We start from the raw sequence: 19,212 nt of genomic DNA on the forward strand, positions 1-19,212 counted from the left end.
CCGGTTTTTCCCGCGGATTATGCAACGTACAGTAGAGTCTTACTGAATGTGATTATTTACGTCTCTGAGGAAAACCCATGCAACTGAAACATCTGACTCTGATCGCCGCCCTGCTGGGCAGCAGCCTGTCCGCTCACGCCGCCAGTGCACTGAAAATGGACGTGTATAACCCCGGTGAAAAAAGCGTTTTCCCGGTTTCTTCTGAAATCATTACCGGCGATAAAGAAGCGGTTCTGATCGACGCGCAGTTCCAGCGCAATGACGCAGAAAAACTGGTGGAAATGATCAAGGCGACCGGCAAGAAACTGACGACGGTGTACATCAGCCAGTCCGACCCGGATTACTACTTCGGGCTGGATGTCATCCATGCCGCGTTCCCGGACGCCAAAATCGTGGCAACGCAGGCCACCATCGACCAGATCAACGCCAGCAAAGACGGCAAAGTCGCTTTCTGGGGACCGCAGTTGAAAGACAATGCGCCAAAATCTGTTGTGGTTCCTGAACCGCTGAAAGGCACGACCTTTGAACTCGAAGGCCATAAGTTTGAGGTTCAGGGCGTAGATAAAGAACGGACGTTTGTCTGGATCCCGTCGCTGAAAGCGGTAGTGGGCGGCGTGCTGGTGAATGGCAATAACATGCATGTCTGGACAGCAGATACGCAGACGCCGAAATCCCGTAAACAGTGGGTAGAAGCGCTCAATGAAATTACCGGTCTTAATCCGCAAGTCGTTGTACCGGGACATTTCCTGCCGGGCGCGCCAAAAACGCTGGAATCGGTGGAATTCACCCGCCAGTATCTGCTGACGCTGGAAAAAGAATTACCGAAAGCGAAAGATTCTGCCGCGCTTATCGCCGCGATGAAAAAACATTATCCGCAACTGAAAGACGATTCTTCATTACAACTGAGTGCGAAAGTATTGAAGGGCGAAATGAAGTGGCCGCAATAAATATTGTTTCTCCTTTTTAATGACGAATTCAGAGGTACCGATGGCAAACGAGCATTGAGGGTGCTGAGCTCACAGCCCCGAAATGCTCGTGGGTTAACCCCCCGTAAGCTAAGTTCATAAGGTTCTGCGCGCATAAGCTAAAATTATCTCTGATGTGTACCTTACACATCGCTGAAGATAACGGAGCTTATTATGAATGTCTCATTATTTGGCCAAACCCCTGCCATCACGGTGCTTGATAACCGTGGTCTCTACGCCCGTAACATCACCTATCACCGCCATCCCGACACACCAGAAGAGACGGACGAACGTATCATGCGCCATCAGTACAATACCGGGGGCTTCCTGACACAAAGCAGTGACCCGCGTCTGTACGGATTCGGGCAGGCAAATTTTATCTATCGAAATGACCTCTCCGGTCATGTCCTGCGCGCACAGAGCGCCGATGCGGGCATCTCGGTGACACTCAATGACATAGCGGGCCGGATCCGTATGGCTGGATCCAGCATCAGAATTGATGACAAGGGTCGGGAGGACATCAGTCAGGCAGTCTTCCGCACCCGGCAGTATGAGGGGAATACACTGCCAGGCCGTCCTCTGAGTGTGACGGAAATAACTGCTGACGGCATATCCAGAGTGAGCGAACGGTTTGTGTATGCTAAAAACTCACAGGCAGAAAAGGACGTGAATCTGGCTGGCGAGTGCACCCACCATTACGATCAGGCGGGTTTGTTACAGACCAACAGTATGTCCGTAAGCAATGTCGCGCTGTCAGTAAGCCGCCGGTTGCTGAAGGATGCAGATAACCCCGCCACAGTGGCTGACTGGCAGGGAGACACTATCACTGCCTGGAATGTACGGCTGGATGAAGTGCGCCATACCACCCTGAGCACGGTGGATGCCACCACATCGGTATTAACCACCCTTGATGCCGCAGGTAACCGGCAGCGGGTGGCGTATGATATTGCGGGTATGCTGAAAGAAAGCTGGCTGACCCTGAAAAACGCTGAAGAGCAGGTTATCGTCAAATCTCTGACCTATTCTGCCGCCGGGCAAAAATTACGCGAGGAGCACGGTAATGGCGTTGTGACCACTTACTTCTACGAAGCGACAACACAACGCCTGACAGGAATGAAAACCGAGCGCCCGGCAGGACATGCCGCCGGAGCAAAAGTACTGCAAGACCTGCGTTATGCGTATGATCCGGTGGGCAACGTAACCACCGTCAGCAATGATGCTGAAGAAACCCGTTTCTGGCGCAATCAGAGAGTAAAACCTGAAAATGCCTATACTTATGACAGCCTTTATCAGCTGGTGAAAGCCACCGGACGCGAGATGGCTAATGCCGGTCAGCAAAGCAGTCATTTTTCATCCAGCCCCCTTGCCCTTCCTGCCGATAACTCAGCGTATACCCTTTATACCCGCACCTACACCTACGATACCGCTGGCAACCTGACAGAAATCCGACACAGTGCTCCGGCCACCAACACTTATTACACCACCTCAATCACGGTCAGCAACCGCAGCAACCGCGGAGTATTGAGCACGCTGACCAACAACCCCGAAGAAGTTGAAGCATGGTTCACGGCAGCCGGATATCAGATGCAACTACAACCGGGTCAGGATCTGACCTGGACGCCGCAGGGCGAACTCCTGACGGTGACGACAGTCTTGCGGGACGCGGGTGACAATGACGGCGAGAATTACCGCTATGACAGCATGAGTCAGCGCATTCTGAAAGTCAGTAAACGCAAAACAGGTGATACGCAGCAGACGCAGCACGTAACCTACTTGCCCGGTCTGGAGCAGAGGCTCTCTCTCACCGGCAGTACCGGGACAGAAAGCCGCCACACCATCATCGTGGGCGAAGCGGGACGCGCTCAGGTACGGATACTCCACTGGGAAAGCGGATTGCCCGCTGGCATGACCAACGATCAGGTGCGTTACAGCATTGACAATCTGACCGGCAGCAGCGGACTCGAGCTGGACGGGCAAGGCGAGATCATCAGTCTGGAAGAATATTATCCCTATGGCGGCACAGCATTGTGGGCTGCCCGCAGTCAGATAGAAGCTGAATATAAAACTGTCCGCTACTCCGGGAAAGAACGGGATGCAACGGGTCTGTATTATTACGGATATCGTTATTATCAGCCGTGGGCGGGCCGCTGGCTGAGCGCTGACCCCGCAGGAACGGTGGATGGCCTGAATCTATTCAGGATGAATAGAAATAATCCGGTAACGTTTTATGACAGTGACGGTAAAAAGCCTGTCGCGGGCAATGATGATTACAAAATTATCGTTGATACCGATGTTAAAGAGCTTTTCAGGGCCGATGGCCGCAGTCCGGAAGAGATAGTAAAAGCGGGAGGGTTCTCAAATGCCGTCAGTATTCATGATGCTGGCACATTGGGCCAATATCATAACGGTGAAGCGGCTGAACCTATTATCTATACAGCAGAAACGGCGCTGGGAATGAAAGACTTTGCGAATCAAATGCCCGGAGAGAAATACTTTTATCAGATTGACGCCGTGAACCTGCGGGTTGCCAGTTACGAAAAAAACTTTGCGACGTTGACGGCCAGAAAGAATCTGGTCCAGCATTTAAAACAACAGAAGAGTTTAATGGACAAGATTCTCAATGAAGGATGGGAAACGATGGATGAGAAAACGTTAAGGGACAAAATCTCTGATGTCAGTAATCCGGAATCCTGGCGTTCACTGACCACAGGTGTCAATGAAGCTCATGTTATTGGAGAACCCGAGCAATTGTTAACGGCGGCGCAATTGTCTCAGGGGGAAAATTCACCCATCATCCCGCTCGATCGCATAACCGTTATAGGTAAACGTTCGGAAGGAATATGGTCCGACAAAGGAAAACATATAAAACTGGCGAGTATGCAAGCCGGAAATGAACCCGCAGCAAACCTATCGCCAAAAAGCCGCCGCCGCGTATTATCACACGCCGACTGAACAGCCGGTTGACATAAGCGCAGAGACAGGGATTTAAGTCGTCAGAATGTCAGATAAAAAGATGGGTGCAATGTTCCGCGCTCATCTTTTATTCCTGAAGGCCCCCTCAGCCGGTACTGGTTTTTCTCAGCAAACGGTCAGGAGATTACAATCAGCGTCTGGCAATAATACAGACGCCTGGCAGGCTACTGCATCACCCGCACAAATTCGCCTTCGGCCTGCACGTTGTGACCGAAACCGCAGTCATTGGTGGTGTGAAGTTTAACGCTCCGGGGTGCGAAATTCATGTCCACGCTACACTCGCCGCCACCGGCGGAGGCATCATCGGCTTCGTGGTAAACCGCGTGATTATCCTTGATTGCCGTCACCACCGAAAAATCGCCGGTATTCGGGCCGTAATACAGTGACATCTGCCCCATGTATAAACCGCTGAAATCGATTTTAAACTGCGCTTCTTCGGCTTTCACTTCGACGATATTCCAGCTACCAAACCCGGCATATTGCCAGTAAATCCCTGCCGGACTTTCGGCTGGCGGCAAGGCATCCAGTTTTGGCTGCATCTGACTCAGGTTGTATTGTGATTTTTTGTCAGCAGGTGCCAGCATCAGCCAGGCCTTGGCTTTCAGATAATCGCCCTGCTTTATGTAGGTCAACGCAATGTTGTTGTAGGCCGTGGCAATCTGGTCCTGCGGCTTATGGCAAAACTCGCTCCAGGCGACCTGATTACGAAAAATTTCCCGGGCTTTGCCCATATCACCCTGCTGATAAGCCACTTTTCCGGCAGCGGCATAAATCCCGGCTTTAACACAATCGGCGTCGATATCCGGTTCATCAATCTGGGCAAACGCCTGAACACTGGCAAAACATCCTGCCACCAGCAGTAAATTCACTGCGACTTTCATCAAACATCCTTCTACTTTTGTGGTCTACAGAGCTTCGTGCTGGAAAAACATCCTTACAAGTGGCTCATTGCCCTATCGCACTGAGCCACTCATTCTGGGATGATTGGCTTTACAACATATCGATTACACATGGCTATTATGACTAAAAAACCTGGGAAATCGGCGCAATGGGGCGCCGTCTGGCAGTTAATTAAGCCTTACTGGCGCTCAGAAGAAAAGTGGCGTGCCTGGGGCATGTTGACCACAATCATCATCCTTTCGCTGGCCGGTGTGTACCTCAGCGTACAGTTTAACGAATGGAACCGTGTCTTTTATGACGCGCTGCAAAACAGAAACTATCCGGTTTTCAAAGCCCAGCTATTTAAATTTACCTGGCTGGCGCTATTGTTCATCGTTATCGCCATCTACAGAGTGTATCTGACGCAGGGTCTGCAAATGAGCTGGCGGCGCTGGATGACTGAAGAGTATATGGAGAAGTGGCTGACCAATCACGCCTATTATTACACGGAGTATCAGCATCAGGTGGATAACCCCGATCAGCGTATTTCCGATGACCTGAATGCCCTGACCAGCGGGACACTTTCTCTGGTGCTCGGTCTGCTGTCGAGCGTGGTGACGCTGTTCTCCTTCGTATTTATTTTGTGGTCGATCAGCGGGCCGCTGAACTTTATGCTCGCGGGCCATCACGTTGAAATCCCCGGCTACATGCTGTGGTTCGCGCTGCTCTATGCCGCCATTGGTTCCTTCATTATCTGGTATATCGGTAAACCCCTGGTAAGACTCGGGTTTAATCAGGAATGGTTCGAGGCGAACTTCCGTTTTGGCCTGATCCGTATTCGTGAAAACAGCGACGCGATCGCGCTGTATCACGGTGAAAAAAACGAGCACGATCAGCTGACCGGCAAGTTTGAATCCATCAAAACCAACTGGTGGTCTATCATGCGCGTCACCCGTCGCCTGAACGTGGCATCCAACTTTTACGCGCAGTTTGCCAATATTTTCCCGATCCTGGTGGCGTCACCGCGCTATTTCTCCGGCGCGATCCAGATGGGTGCGCTGATGCAGATTGCTTCCGCGTTCGGTCAGGTGCAGGGCGCGTTGTCCTGGTTCATCGATGCCTTTACCGATCTGGCAAACTGGAAAGCCACGGTTAACCGTCTTGCCGGTTTCAATGCGGCAATCGATCAGGTTAACGCTCAGCCGCGCGGCATCAGCGTAGGCAAAAGCACCGAACACGCCTTACAGCTTGATAAACTGACGCTGAACCTGCCGAACGGGAATCCGCTGTTTTGCAATATTTCTGCTGCCATGCAACCGGGCGAACGCGTGCTGATTGCCGGGCCTTCCGGTTGTGGTAAATCAACGTTGCTGCGTGCGATTGCCGGTATCTGGCCTTACGGCTCAGGCAATATTGCGCTGGCAGAAGGTAAGCGTTATCTGTTCCTGCCACAGCGCAGTTACATTCCGATTGGCACATTGCGCGATGCGCTCAGTTATCCTGACGCCAGCCGTGAATATACGGATGAACAGCTGCAACAGGTGCTGACGCAATGTCGTCTGTCACATCTGGCGGCGGTAGAAATTCTGGATGATTACGCCAACTGGAGCCAGCGCCTCTCGCCGGGTGAACAGCAGCGGCTCTCCTTTGCCCGTGCGCTGTTGATCAAACCCGATACGCTGTTCCTCGACGAAGCCACCAGCGCACTGGATGACGAAACCGAACAACAGGTATACGCTCTGCTGCTGAGCGAATTGCCGGAAACGTCAGTTATCAGTGTGGCGCACCGTAATTCGGTCGCGAAATACCATCAGCACTGCTGGCGGTTCAAAAATCAGGAAAATGGCCCGTGCGGATTCACCTCCACGGCGCTGTTGCCTGAATAACGCCTGACGCCACCGGAAAGTGGTTTCAAAATGCAGAAAGGTTGCTGATGTCAGCAACCTTTATTTTTTGTGTGTGCTGAAACCCATTTTGAGCAGAAAACCAACAGGGTGGCTGGCTGCTTTGTATAGCTGACTATACAATTATTCTTAAGTGAAATTTAAAAGGGTCGGAGGTAAGGGTTAATGAAGATAGACAAAAATTCGTTCACGCCGCTTTATCTGCAAATTGAGCAGCAACTTACCGAAAAAATCAGCACCGGTGAAATCCGCCCCGGAGATCCGATTCCGACCGAAGCCGCCATGTGCGAAATCTATGGTGTCTCGCGCATGACCGCGCGAAAAGCTGTGGATTATCTGGTGCGTCAGGGGCGTGTGGCCCGTTTTCGCGGTCGCGGCACCTTTGTCGTTGAGCCGCCAAAGCAGCAAAAAATCATTCTGCCGCTCGACCGGCATCTCACCGCCAGCGAAGTCGCCCAGGAAAATAATCAGCGCATTGAAAATCAGGTGCTGGAATTTCGCCGTATGCCTGCCAGTGAAGACATTGCCCGCGAACTGAATATTCCCGCCGGTACTGAAGTTTATTTTATGATCCGCCTGCGTCTGCTCGGTGATGAGCCGTTTGTGTATGAACAATGCTGGATGCTGTGCGACCGGTTCCCGGATATCACGCGCGCCGCCATGACATCGTCAAAATATGCTTATATTCGCTCGAAAGGTTTCCAGCCTGCGGGCAGCACCAAACTGATTTCGGCAGAACTGCCGTCCAACGAGATACGCGTCGCGCTCAACCTGTCACGCGACCAGCCGGTGCTGCATTCCCACGCGATTGTGTCGTTCACTGACGGCACGCTGTTTGAAGTGTCTGATGTCTACTACAACCAGAAAAACTATGGCTTCAGCGTCCATGCCAAAGTGAAAGCTTAAGCGCCGTCAGGCAATGCCCGACAACTCCGCCTTCACCAGATTCGCCACCTGCTCAACCTGCGGGCCATAGATCACATGCACATCCGTTTCGGTGATGCGTTTCACCCCCATCGCGCCGGTTTTCATTAATGTGCCATCCTGTACCTGAGCCATGTCTTTGACCTTCACGCGCAGGCGGGTGAAACAGCAATCGACCGCCGTAATATTCCCCTCGCCGCCCAGACCGATGATGATATTTTTGGTTTTTTCGCCCGTGCCCTGCGCCGGTTTTGCGCGTTCTTCGGCATCATTTTCATCCTCACGCCCCGGCGTTTTTACCTGCATCCGCAGAATGACCCAGCGGAACGTGAAGTAATACAGTGGCGCGTAGATGATGCCGAGGATCAGCGGATACCACCAGTGCGTGCGGCTGCCGCCGAGCACACCGAAGATCAGGAAGTCGATCGCCCCGCCCTGCACGTTACCGATCATCACATGCAGCATTTGCATCAGCACGAACGACAACCCCGTCAGCACCGCATGCAGGAAATACAGCACCGGCGAAACGAAAATAAAGCAGAACTCCAGCGGTTCAGTGATCCCGGTGGTAAATGACGCCAGTGCGCCCGCCAGCATCAGCGCTTTCACGCGGCCTTTATGTTCCGGCCGCGCGCAGTGATACATCGCCAGCGCCGCCGCCGGTAACCCGAACATCATCACCGGGATTTTCCCCTGCGCCAGGAAGCGCGTCGCCTGCTGCGTGACCGCATCGGAGATCGTGCCCGGATTGGCCAGCGCAGCATTAAAGATATTCAGCGCGCCGACAATACTCTGGTTATCCACCGTGGTGACACCGCCGATGGGGGTAAAGCGCACGGTTTCATTAATGATGTGATGCAAACCGGTCGGGATCAGCAAACGTTCTGAGGTGGCATAAATAAAGGTGCCGATCTCGCCCGTGCGCCCGATCAGCTCGCCGATCCACTGGATCCCCTGGGCGATCGTCGGCCAGATCAGCGACATCAGCACACCGACGATCGGCAGCACCAGCACGGTGACAATTGGTACAAAACGCCGCCCGCCAAAAAACGCGATCGCCGTCGGCAGCACGATGGTATAGAAACGGTTGTGCAGCCACATGGTGATCAGGCCGACCAGCACCCCGCCCAGCACGCTCATGTTGTAGGTGAAAATCCCCAGCGTGTTGGTGAACTCGGCGGCGTAAATCATCGCGTCACTTTCGGTCATGCCTTTTGCCGTGAGTTTGGCGACCGTAATGGTTTCCGGCGTAATACCCTGCGCCAGCAGGCTGTAATTAACCCCGACGTGCAGCCCGACAAAACCGATCACGGCGGAAAACGCCGCCGTGGCCTTCTCTGCATTAGCCAGCCCCATTGCCGTGGCGACCGCAAAAAACAACGGCAAATTAGCGAACAGCGCACCGGAGACCTGACGGATAAAGCCGATGACCAGTTGCAATGTTTTCATCTGGGTAAAGGTTTCACCAGTGACCGCCGGATTCTGCAATGCGGCGGCCAGGCCTAAGAAAATCCCGGCGGCGGCAATCACCGAGATAGGCGTCATCAGGGCTTTCCCCAGATCGTGAACCTTGCTGCCAAGTTTTATCATCTGTCTTCCCTCAATTCGCTGGCTAAAAATAAACCGTTAATTGAGTTAAGTCACAGAATGTATAGTTGTATAGACATAGCAGTCAGGAGTATGAAAGGGATCACAGTTTTGCGAGAGGAAAGCTGGCTGGCGGTGCAAAGGCAAAAAAAAGCCCACATCGGACTGTGGGCATGGGGGTTGCAACTGGCCGCTGTTCAAAACGGCTGGCAACAAGCAAATGTGAGAACTGCTCGTTCTCGGCCCTTAAGGTAACGGCTGCGGGCTTAATCCCTTAGTCTTTTCAGGTAAGGAGCGGGTTAAAATGTATAAATTTGTTTGATATGCATCACACTTTTTTAACACCTAACAATTCATTCACTTTTAGAACATCCCTCTGATAATTATTCTTATGGCCTATTAATTAGTTTACTAAGTAATGACTTTCCTGCCATTTTCCACTGCACGAAAAGATTAAAGCCTTACAATAACAAGGGATTATGTAGCAACATTATCCTCATATTTTGAAATATAGAAACATGGGTGATGACAATATCCTTACACCGGGAAATCAGGCGCTCTCGTATAGTGAAGGACTTGTTGAGAATGGTTATTCTCAATTCCCCAAAAAGAGTGAATTCTATGCGCCTGAAGTTACTTTCTGTCAGTACAGTGGTACTGCTTTCCGCATGTGATGGTTCTGCCAGTTCTGCTTCCCCGGCAGCACAGGCTCCTGCGGTGAATGTCGTTACTTTGCACAGCCAGCCCGTCGCCCTCACCACCAGTCTGCCCGGCCGCACCACCGCGGTTCGCAGCGCGGAAGTCCGTCCGCAGGTGAGCGGCGTGATCCAAAAACGTCTGTTCGTGGAAGGCAGCGAAGTCAAAGCCGGTCAGCAGCTTTATCAGATTGATCCGTCAACCTATCAGGCCTCTTTCGATCGCGCGATGGCGACCTGGAAAAGCGCCGACGCCACCGCCCGCCGCTATAAACCGCTGGTTGAAGCGCAGGCGGTCAGCCGTCAGCAATATGATGATGCCGTGGCCGCCGAGCGCGAAGCCGCAGCAGATGTCGAGACCGCCCGTGTCAATCTGCAATACACCAAAGTGTACGCGCCGATTTCCGGCCATATTGGCCGCTCGCTGTATACCGAAGGTGCGCTGGTGACCAGCGGCCAGACGGCATATCTGACCACTATCGATCAGCTCAATCCTATCTATGTTGACGTCAATGAATCCTCACAAGATTTGCTGAAACTGCGTCGCGCGCTGGCTTCCGGTAAGTTGCAATCCGCCGGTGACAACGCCGCGCAGGCCACCCTAACGCTGGAAGATGGCAGCAAATACGCCCTGCCGGGCAAGCTGGAATTCTCCGAAGTCACCGTGTCGCAAAGTACCGGTTCCGTTACCCTGCGGGCCTCTTTCCCGAACCCGCACGACGAACTGCTGCCGGGTATGTTTGTTCACGCCCAGTTACAACAAGGCATTGATGACAAAGGTATTCTGGTACCGCAGGAAGCCATCATGCATGACGTCAAAGGTGCGCCTTATGTGTATGTGGTGAAAGCCGACAGCACCGTTGAGCAGCGTTCCATCACCACCGGTCAGATGATGAACGGTAACTGGTTAGTCAGTCAGGGTCTGAATGACGGCGACAAAGTGATCACCGACGGATTACAGAACGTCAGGCCGGGCGCCAAAGTCAACGCCACCGAGCGTAAAGCCAGTGCCCCTGCCGAACAGGCTAATCTCGCGATGACCGATCCTTCCGCGCAATAGGTGAGCTGAATGTCTACTTTCTTTATTAACCGCCCCATATTCGCCTGGGTTGTCGCCATCGTCATCATGCTCGCCGGTGCGCTGTCGATCATGAAACTGCCGATCAGCCAGTACCCGAATATCGCGCCTCCGGCGATTTCCGTCAGCGTCACCTATCCGGGTGCGTCTGCGGAAACCGCCCAGAACACCGTAGTTCAGGTCATTGAACAGCAACTGAACGGGCTGGATAACCTGCGCTATATCGAATCGCAAAGTAACAGCGACGGCAGTGCCACAATCATTGCCACCTTTGATCAGGGTACTAACCCGGATATCGCGCAGGTTCAGGTACAGAACAAAGTGTCGCTGGCCGAATCGCAACTGCCGACCGAAGTGGTCAATCAGGGGATCCGTATTGCCAAATATCAGGCCAACTTCATGCTGCTGGTCAGCCTGATTTCGACCGACGGTAAAATGAGTAACTCGGATCTGAGTAACCTGCTGGTGACCAAACTGGAAGACCCGATCGTACGTACCAAAGGCGTCGGCGACTTCCTGCTGCTCGGTTCAGAATACGCCATGCGTATCTGGCTCGACCCGGCAAAACTGTATAAATATCAGCTGGTCCCAAGTGATGTCAGCGCGGCGATTGAAGCGCAAAACGTACAGGTGTCGTCCGGTTCCCTCGGCGGCCTGCCGACGGTCAAAGACAGCAAACTCAGCGCCACGATCATTGGTAAAACCCGTTTCGACAGCATTCATCAGTTCAAAAACGTGCTGCTGAAAGTGAACGCCGACGGTTCTCAGGTGCGTCTCAGTGATGTCGGCAACGTGGATCTGGGGCCGGAAAGTTATTCCATCTCCTCCACGTTTAACGGCAGGCCCTCTACCGCTATCGCCCTGCGTCTGGCAAGCGGCGCGAACGTACTGGACACCGACAGAGCAGTAAGAGAAACCATCGCCGGGCTGGAAGATTCTCTGCCGGCTGGCGTGAAAGTCGAGTTCCCGTACCAGACCGCGCCGGTGGTCAGCGCATCGATTGAGGAAGTGGTGAAAACGCTGATCGAAGCCATCGTGCTGGTGTTCTGCGTGATGTTGCTGTTCCTGCAAAACCTGCGCGCAACGCTGGTCACCACGCTGGTGGTGCCGGTAGTGCTGCTCGGTACCTTCGGTATTCTGGCGGCAGCGGGGTATTCCATTAACACCCTGACCATGTTCGGGATGGTGCTGGCGATAGGCCTGCTGGTGGATGATGCCATCGTGGTGGTGGAAAACGTCGAACGTGTGATGACGGAAGAAAAGCTCTCGCCGAAAGACGCCACCATCAAATCGATGAAACAGATCCAGGGCGCGCTGTTTGGTATCGCGCTGGTGCTGTCTGCCGTACTGGTGCCGATGGCGTTCTTCGGTGGCTCAACCGGGATCATCTACCGTCAGTTCTCGATCACCATCGTATCCGCGATGGCGCTTTCGGTGCTGATGGCGCTGATTTTCACCCCGGCGCTGTGCGCCACCATCATCAAACACAACGACGAGGAAAAATCGCAGAAAGGCTTCGCGGGCTGGTTTAACCGTAACTTCGACAAAGGCGCGATGCGCTACACCCGCGCCGTCGGCACGGTCATCTCACGCCGCCGTCTGTTTATGGGCATCTACCTGCTGATCGTGATCGCCACCGGCTTTATGTTCACCCGTGTGCCGACCACCTTCCTGCCGGATGAAGATCAGGCCGTGATGTTTGTTCAGGCGACGTTGCCTGCCAACGCCTCGGCGGAACGAACCCAGCAGGTGCTGGATAACGTCCGGGAATATCTGATGACGCAGGAAAGCGGCATCGTTTCTTCGGTGTTTACCGCCAATGGCTTCAGCTTCGCCGGACGAGGCCAGAACGTCGGGATTGCCTTCGTGCAGTTGAAAACCTGGGCCGACCGCCCGGCCGCTGCGCAAAAAGTTCAGGCGCTGGCCGGTCGTGCGATGGCGCATTTCGCCACCATCAAAGATGCCCGCGTATTTGCTTTCGTTCCGCCAGCCGTTATGGAACTGGGTAATGCCACCGGCTTCGACTTCTTCCTGCAAGACACCAACGGCAAGGGGCATGAAGCCCTGATGGCCGCGCGTAACCAGTTCCTGCAAATGGCGTCACAGGACAAACGCCTGATGGCTGTGCGCCCGAACGGGATGGAAGATGAACCGCAATATCAGCTGGAAATTGACGATGAACGGGCGCAGGCGCTGGGTCTGAGCCTCGACGACATCAACAACACCTTGTCAGCGGCCTGGGGTTCAGCGTATGTGAACCAGTTCATGTACAACGACCGCGTGAAGCGTGTTTACATCCAGGGCAAGGCGGCTTCCCGCGTCACGCCTGAAGATCTGAACAACTGGTATTTCCGTAATTCCAGCGGCGATATGGTGCCGTGGAGCGCCTTCGGCAGCGGCAAATGGGTGTACGGCTCACCGCGTTATGAACGTTTCAACGGCGTGTCTTCCGTCGAACTGATGGGTTCACCGGCACCGGGCTACAGCTCGGGCGATGCCAACGAGGCGGTGATGGAAATCGCGGCCAAACTGCCACCGGGTTACAAAGTGGCATGGCACGGCCTGAGCTACGAAGAGAAGCTTTCCGGCTCACAAACACCGGCGCTTTACAGTCTGTCGATGATCGTGGTGTTCCTGTGTCTGGCGGCGCTGTACGAGAGCTGGTCAATTCCGTTCTCCGTCATGCTGGTGGTACCGCTGGGGATTTTAGGCACCATCGGTGCTGTGTTGCTGCGCGGGTTGTCGAATGATGTCTTCTTCCAGGTTGGCCTGCTGACGACCGTCGGGCTGGCGGCGAAGAACGCCATATTGATTGTTGAGTTCGCCAAGGAGCTGCATGAGAACGAAGGGATGTCGGTGGCACAAGCGGCCATCGAAGCGGCCAAGCTGCGTATCCGGCCGATCATCATGACCTCAATGGCCTTCGTCCTCGGCGTATTCCCGCTGACCATTTCCAGCGGCGCGGGCGCGGGCAGCCAGCATTCCATCGGGACGGCGGTGGTCGGCGGCATGCTCACGGCCACCTTCCTGGCGATCTTCTTCGTGCCGATGTTCTACGTCACGGTTGTGAATCTGTTCACCCGCAAATCGAAAAAACACGATAAGGCGCTTCCTGCACCAGAGGCAACACACCATGAATAAACCGCATTTCGCGCTGTCGCTTATCGGCGCGTTTTCACTCACCCTGCTGGCCGGCTGTACGATGGAGCCGGATTATCAGCGCCCTGCGCTGCCGGTTGCCAGCAACTGGGACGGCGCCAAAACCGGTGCTGCGCAGGATATCGGCTGGAAAGCCTTCTTCAATCAACCGGCGATGAAGCAGCTGATTGGCATGTCCCTGGCTAACAACCGCGACCTTCGGGTCGCGGCATTAAACGTCGATACCGCCCGCGCTACCTTCCAGATTGACCGTGCCGCGCTGCTGCCGACACTCGACGCCAGCGCCGGTGAAACCAACCAGCATCTGCCGGGCGGATTGTATTCAACACAAACCAGCGGACCGGTGACGTATCAGCAATACAGCGCGAATCTGGGCGTAACGTCTTATGAGGTTGACCTGTTTGGCCGCTTACGCAGCCTGCGCGATCAGGGGCTGGAAACTTATCTGGCGACAGAAGCCACACAGCGCGCCACGCAAATTTCGCTGGTGGCTGAAGTCGCTTCCGGCTATCTGAGTCTGGCGGCGGATAACGATCTGCTAAAACTGGCGATCAGTACCGCCGACAGTCAGAAAAAATCTTACGAACTCACCAAACGCAGCTACGATTCCGGCATCGACACTTCACAGGATCTGGTGCAGGCCGAAACCACGGTGCGCGCGGCGCAGGCCGACATCGCCCAGTACACACGTCAGGTACGTCAGGACGTCAATGCACTGACACTGCTGGTCGGCACCACCATTCCACAGAGTTTGCTGGCGAACGCCACCCTGCAACAGGACTGGAAATTCCCGCAGACACCGGCCGGTTTGCCCTCTGATCTGCTGACCCGTCGTCCGGATATTATTTCCGCTGAACATACGCTGAAAGCGGCTAATGCCAATATCGGCGCGGCGCGTGCAGCGTTCTTCCCAAGCATTACGCTGACCGGCACGGCAGGCACAGAAAGCGGCAGCCTGAGTAAACTGTTCGACGGCGGCACCGGTGCCTGGTCATTTATGCCATCGGTTAATATCCCGATCTTCGACGGCGGCGTGAATCAGGCCAATCTCGACATCGCTAAAGACACGAAGAAAATTGATATCGCCAACTATGAGAAAGCGATTCAGACGGCGTTCAAGGAAGTCTCCGACGGCTTAGCCGGTCAGGCGACCTACAAAGATGAATTGCTGGCCCGCCAGCAGGACGCCGACGCCAATCAGCGCAACTACGATCTCTCGCAGATGCGCTTCAAAGGCGGTGTCGATAACTACCTGAGCGTACTGGTCGCGCAGCGCTCCCTGTATTCTGCTCAGCAAACGCTGATCACCACACAACTTGCCCAACTGAATCAGGACATCAGTTTGTATAAAGCGCTGGGCGGCGGCTGGAAGGAGTGATTTTTGAGTGAATGGAAACGCCGGCGGAAGTCGGCGTTTTTCGCAGGGTTCATCTGATATCAGAATAATTCAGAATGACTCCCTACCCGGTACAATTTTAATTCTTCGTCATTTCTCTGATAAATGAGTAAAAGATCTGGCGCACCATGGCATTCCATATATCCCGCATAACCACCTGAAAGCCGGTGTTCACAATATCGAATAGGTAAAGGTTCACCCGTCTGCAACAAGGATAATGTCTCCAGAATAGCTCCCTGCGCTCGTTTGTCGTTGTTGTATTTTTTCGCATCCTTTTTAAATCTTGTCTGATAAACAATCCTTAGCACATATCACCATCCCAGATCGTGCTTCAACTCCTCAATCGTTGCGACACTTTCAACACCAATTCCATTTTCCATATCACGAATGGCCTGAAGTGTTTTTGCATTAGGCTGCAACAAATCGACGGGTAGCTCAGCATTCACAGCCAACCTATTTACAACCATTCGAATGATTGTCGAAAGATCCAACCCCATTGCCTTTGCGTTTGCCATTGCAGCAGCCTTTGACGCTGAAGTTACTCGAGCTCTGACAACAGTGTCAGTCATAAAACCTCCGGATCAATTTTGTCGTGTAGCTACATTGTAGCCCTCATGTAGCCACTGAACAAAATGTATTCACTTACAGAGCAGTGTGCAGAATATAGATTACTGTTTTATCAGCAACTCTGTACTTTCATCGCTGCGGCAAAGCTTCCAAAAAAGCTCATCATCACTCAGGATTTAGCTGAATTCCGAATGACTTTCACTACCAGCTCTCCCCGCGCATCAAAATAACGGCTCGGCCAGATCACGCTCGGATGCACCTCCAGCGCCTGTGCAATCACCTTCTCCCCTTTCGGCCATGATCGTGACAGCGCATTCGATAAGGTGGATGAGCTCAACCCGGCACTGCGCGATACCGCCGCCAATGTCGTACCCCGTTTACGCAATGCCGCAATGATGTCTGCCTGATGCCAGTCGGTATGATTCTGTGCTTTGTTCATGGAGGATCCTTTCCTGAGTTATGAGTAAACAAAACGTCTACACAGGAAGAGTAAACCGGGAGAAAAATTATCCCAAAACGGGATAAAACCAGATGAATAGTGATCAGGTCATTGATAGATAAGATGAAATGTAATATTGATGAGTTAACTGAGCTAAATACTGATAAAAATTATTTTGGTGGGAATTTTTTCACCGAGTAACCATTAATACCCCACCCCAGCCCTCCCCTTCGCAGGGGAGGGAGCCGACCGAGCTTTTAACTCCTCCCCCTGCGAAGGGGGAGGCTGGGAGGGGGTATTACAAATAAAATCAGAAGGTTAACATTGTCTTCCGTCGTACAATTTCGCATCGCAAATGCTCAAGAACTTCAGGTAATTCCTGCATAACCTGAAGATTCGTAAACCGGATAACTTTCATTCCTGAATCACACAGAAAGTCAGTTCTGATTTTATCCGCCGCCATTCCTTCCTCACTGAAATGACTTTCACCATCCAGCTCAACCACCAGCCTCACCTCACCGGCGTAAAAATCCACGATATAGCGCCCAATCCCATGCTGACGGCGAAATTTAACACCCAGCGCTTTACACCGGACCGCCTGCCATAAAACAAACTCTGGATAAGTAAGATTTCCCCGCAGATCCTTGCGTAATTCTTTCTGTTTTGAATCGTTGAACATGTCACACCGAGTTGTCTTTAATACCCCCACCCAACCTCCCGCTTCGCAGGGGAGGAGCCGTACTGAGAGTATCTGCAAATGCGGTGATAATATTTTTCTCACACCATTGCTGCGGCCTTTATTCCAATCTTTTTAATATTCCCTCATTTTCGTCCACCGTCACATTTGCTAATTATTTATATTAAATTAGTTAAAAAATTAAGATGTTTTTTTAGAGAAAAACTGAAGTGGGGCAAAGCCCCACTGTGTTTATTTTAATAAGGCGCGGCGTCCAGATGCACAATGACTTTATAGCTTCCATTATCGAATGAGAATATATCGCCCCGAACGCGAAGATATAGATGATCATTGTTGGCTGTGGCCGTTGCCTTGCTGTCAGAGGTGACCATGAACGCTCTTTGGTCATCAATATGAGCCATAAAATCAGCCTCACTTTTCGTCGCATCATACAAATAATAGTGGTACGAGAATGAAGTCATAGCTCCGGCGCTGGCCTGGGTTATATATAAGGTGACCAGGTTATTCACTTTAACCGTCTTATACACCTCCTGCTCTACCGGAAATTTGAGAAAGTGAATGACCCATGCGATTAACATAAACGCAAAAAGTACAGGCACCAAAACATAGCGTTTTTTAAAACCCCGTTCTTTTTGCATAATCGATACCCTGCTTTATCCAGAATTGATCTTGTGGGTCGTCACCATGGGGCGATGGGCCATGCCATTTTCCATCTTCTGCCTTCGCATTTCCCGAACGAGATTGCGCCCACCCCGCCGCCCGTAACAATACAGGCTCAGTTATTCCAGCTGCGGTACCCACCGCACCGTAGTGGAAATTTCCAAAGTTCTCATACTGCCTCCCTGCGTGCGTTTTATAATCCCAAGGTCCATGTAGTCTGACTTGTTGATAAAACCACTGGTACGTGAGTGCTGATGGACCGTGATGAAATCTCGAGAGCATCATATTATTAATGACGTTTACGCCTGGTGGCGAAAATGAGGATACATCATAGGGCGGATGAGGCGAGGCCGCTAATGTAGGGTATCTCATAATTACGCTCTATCTTTCCAACTGTCTGAGAACATCAAATTACCATCGCAGTGCTTCCAGGTGATTTTTTCATAGCGCAGTTCAATGCATTCAAGATGGTTATGCTTTTCTTTCGTCGGATCTTTAGTGTCATGCATAATTGGCGATACACCTACAATTTTTACGTCCTCAAGCATAATGTTGAAATACTCAACCTCTTGCCCTGCATCATTGATGTTATACCACTTAAACTCTGCTGACTTTAGTGTTTGTCCGGTAGCCACGGCCTTGTACAGATAAGGTGATGAAGAATCAAAATCTTTCTGGAGCAGAACTGCGGAATGTTTACGGGTGCCTGTAATTACCCCTGTCATCCCATCAGTTGGAAGGCTCAGGTTATGAGAGAAGCCATTCACCTCGATACTACCTTCACGATCCCTCACATCAACGGAACCTTTAATTGGTGCACCGCCATCGTCTTTAAGCCATAAGTAAGCTGGTATTGCCATTTTCATAAATCCATTTTAAAAAGAGAGGCTTTACGTTATGCCTCTATGTCTTGGCATACCATTAGTTAAGTTGGAAAACCGAAATTTTCAGAAGTTTATTACTAACGAGCGGTAATTTATTCTCCGGCTACCAATATTCACATTTTTAATCCGCCTTGAATAAATAGACTTGCATTAACTCAAACGAATTAATTAAAACAATAATTCCCCACGTTAATCTAAATTCACAGACCATCATTAATTATTATCATTATTAATAACCTCATTAAAAACAAAAAATAATCTTGCAGTTATTATTCCGAGGAGTGATTTATTTATTACTTTCAATAGGGACATAATCCACAAATAAAAAACATCTCTACTTTAAATGCTTTCGGAACTGTACAGGTATATTAAATGGCTCCCTTGAATTGATCGTTGTGATTGCAC

General features: G+C 52.0%; 16 protein-coding genes. 7 read left to right on the top strand and 9 right to left on the bottom strand.

The genetic code is table 11. The features are described from left to right. Positions 1–77 precede the first annotated feature (77 nt). The gene (locus DXU84_RS21730) at positions 78–947 is read left to right on the top strand and encodes an MBL fold metallo-hydrolase (RefSeq protein ID WP_013574144.1); all 870 of its coding nucleotides are present in this window, start codon (positions 78–80) and stop codon (positions 945–947) included. 192 nt (positions 948–1,139) lie between these two features. Then, a complete protein-coding gene (locus DXU84_RS21735; RefSeq protein ID WP_153376643.1) occupies positions 1,140–3,917 on the top strand; it encodes an RHS repeat domain-containing protein in 2,778 nt (925 codons plus the stop codon). A 185-nt stretch (positions 3,918–4,102) separates the two neighbouring features. Here the strand turns inward: DXU84_RS21735 and DXU84_RS21740 are convergent, their stop codons facing one another. Beyond that, positions 4,103–4,819 carry a tetratricopeptide repeat protein gene (locus tag DXU84_RS21740; RefSeq protein WP_112152353.1) on the bottom strand — a complete coding sequence of 239 codons (717 nt, stop codon included), beginning with the start codon at positions 4,817–4,819 and terminating at the stop codon, positions 4,103–4,105. A gap of 129 nt (positions 4,820–4,948) precedes the next feature. On the opposite strand from DXU84_RS21740, the gene DXU84_RS21745 reads away from it, so the two are divergent. Both DXU84_RS21745 and DXU84_RS21750 read left to right on the top strand, forming a co-directional pair. Continuing rightward, positions 4,949–6,703, top strand: a complete 1,755-nt coding sequence (locus DXU84_RS21745; RefSeq protein ID WP_112152352.1) for an ABC transporter ATP-binding protein/permease — start codon at positions 4,949–4,951, stop codon at positions 6,701–6,703. Positions 6,704–6,886: 183 nt separating this feature from the next. Beyond that, positions 6,887–7,627, top strand: coding sequence for a GntR family transcriptional regulator (locus DXU84_RS21750; protein ID WP_015689424.1), 741 nt, complete (start codon positions 6,887–6,889; stop codon positions 7,625–7,627). A gap of 6 nt (positions 7,628–7,633) precedes the next feature. Here the strand turns inward: DXU84_RS21750 and DXU84_RS21755 are convergent, their stop codons facing one another. After that, positions 7,634–9,235, bottom strand: coding sequence for a PTS transporter subunit EIIC (locus DXU84_RS21755; RefSeq protein ID WP_112152351.1), 1,602 nt, complete (start codon positions 9,233–9,235; stop codon positions 7,634–7,636). Between the two features lie 618 nt (positions 9,236–9,853). On the opposite strand from DXU84_RS21755, the gene DXU84_RS21760 reads away from it, so the two are divergent. The 3 genes from DXU84_RS21760 to DXU84_RS21770 are packed head-to-tail and all read left to right on the top strand — an operon-like array spanning position 9,854 to position 15,542. Continuing rightward, complete coding sequence (locus DXU84_RS21760) at positions 9,854–10,987, top strand: efflux RND transporter periplasmic adaptor subunit (protein WP_134706627.1); 1,134 nt, start codon at positions 9,854–9,856, stop codon at positions 10,985–10,987. A 9-nt stretch (positions 10,988–10,996) separates the two neighbouring features. Then, a complete protein-coding gene (locus tag DXU84_RS21765) occupies positions 10,997–14,146 on the top strand; it encodes an efflux RND transporter permease subunit (RefSeq protein ID WP_013574138.1) in 3,150 nt (1,049 codons plus the stop codon). Beyond that, positions 14,139–15,542: an efflux transporter outer membrane subunit gene (locus DXU84_RS21770; RefSeq protein ID WP_013574137.1), complete on the top strand. Its 1,404-nt coding sequence runs from the start codon at positions 14,139–14,141 to the stop codon at positions 15,540–15,542. The genes DXU84_RS21765 and DXU84_RS21770 overlap by 8 nt, the downstream gene beginning before the upstream one ends. Positions 15,543–15,601: 59 nt before the next feature. On the opposite strand, the gene DXU84_RS21775 is transcribed toward DXU84_RS21770, so the two are convergent. The 7 genes from DXU84_RS21775 to DXU84_RS21805 all read right to left on the bottom strand — a co-directional run bounded on the left by DXU84_RS21775 (position 15,602) and on the right by DXU84_RS21805 (position 18,783). Beyond that, complete coding sequence (locus DXU84_RS21775; protein WP_013574136.1) at positions 15,602–15,868, bottom strand: type II toxin-antitoxin system YafQ family toxin; 267 nt, start codon at positions 15,866–15,868, stop codon at positions 15,602–15,604. A 3-nt stretch (positions 15,869–15,871) separates the two neighbouring features. Continuing rightward, entirely contained in the window at positions 15,872–16,129 is a 258-nt protein-coding gene (locus DXU84_RS21780) for a type II toxin-antitoxin system RelB/DinJ family antitoxin (RefSeq protein WP_013574135.1), read from the bottom strand. Positions 16,130–16,296: 167 nt separating this feature from the next. Next, on the bottom strand, positions 16,297–16,566 hold the full coding sequence (locus DXU84_RS21785; protein WP_047607556.1) for a helix-turn-helix transcriptional regulator: 270 nt from the start codon (positions 16,564–16,566) through the stop codon (positions 16,297–16,299). Between the two features lie 310 nt (positions 16,567–16,876). Beyond that, positions 16,877–17,245 (bottom strand): endonuclease domain-containing protein, encoded by a 369-nt coding sequence (locus DXU84_RS21790; protein ID WP_126124634.1) that lies wholly within the window; start codon positions 17,243–17,245, stop codon positions 16,877–16,879. Positions 17,246–17,499: 254 nt separating this feature from the next. Beyond that, positions 17,500–17,901: a hypothetical protein gene (locus DXU84_RS21795; protein WP_131638655.1), complete on the bottom strand. Its 402-nt coding sequence runs from the start codon at positions 17,899–17,901 to the stop codon at positions 17,500–17,502. Continuing rightward, positions 17,879–18,295 (bottom strand): polymorphic toxin type 44 domain-containing protein, encoded by a 417-nt coding sequence (locus DXU84_RS21800; RefSeq protein ID WP_131638654.1) that lies wholly within the window; start codon positions 18,293–18,295, stop codon positions 17,879–17,881. Before DXU84_RS21800 ends, DXU84_RS21795 begins: the two co-directional genes overlap by 23 nt. Before the next feature lie 2 nt (positions 18,296–18,297). Next, complete coding sequence (locus DXU84_RS21805) at positions 18,298–18,783, bottom strand: Hcp family type VI secretion system effector (RefSeq protein ID WP_131638653.1); 486 nt, start codon at positions 18,781–18,783, stop codon at positions 18,298–18,300. Between the last annotated feature and the right edge of the window lie 429 nt (positions 18,784–19,212).

Source organism: Rahnella sp. RcJ3 (genome assembly GCF_009498575.1).
Taxonomy (GTDB): Bacteria; Pseudomonadota; Gammaproteobacteria; order Enterobacterales; family Enterobacteriaceae; genus Rahnella; species Rahnella aceris.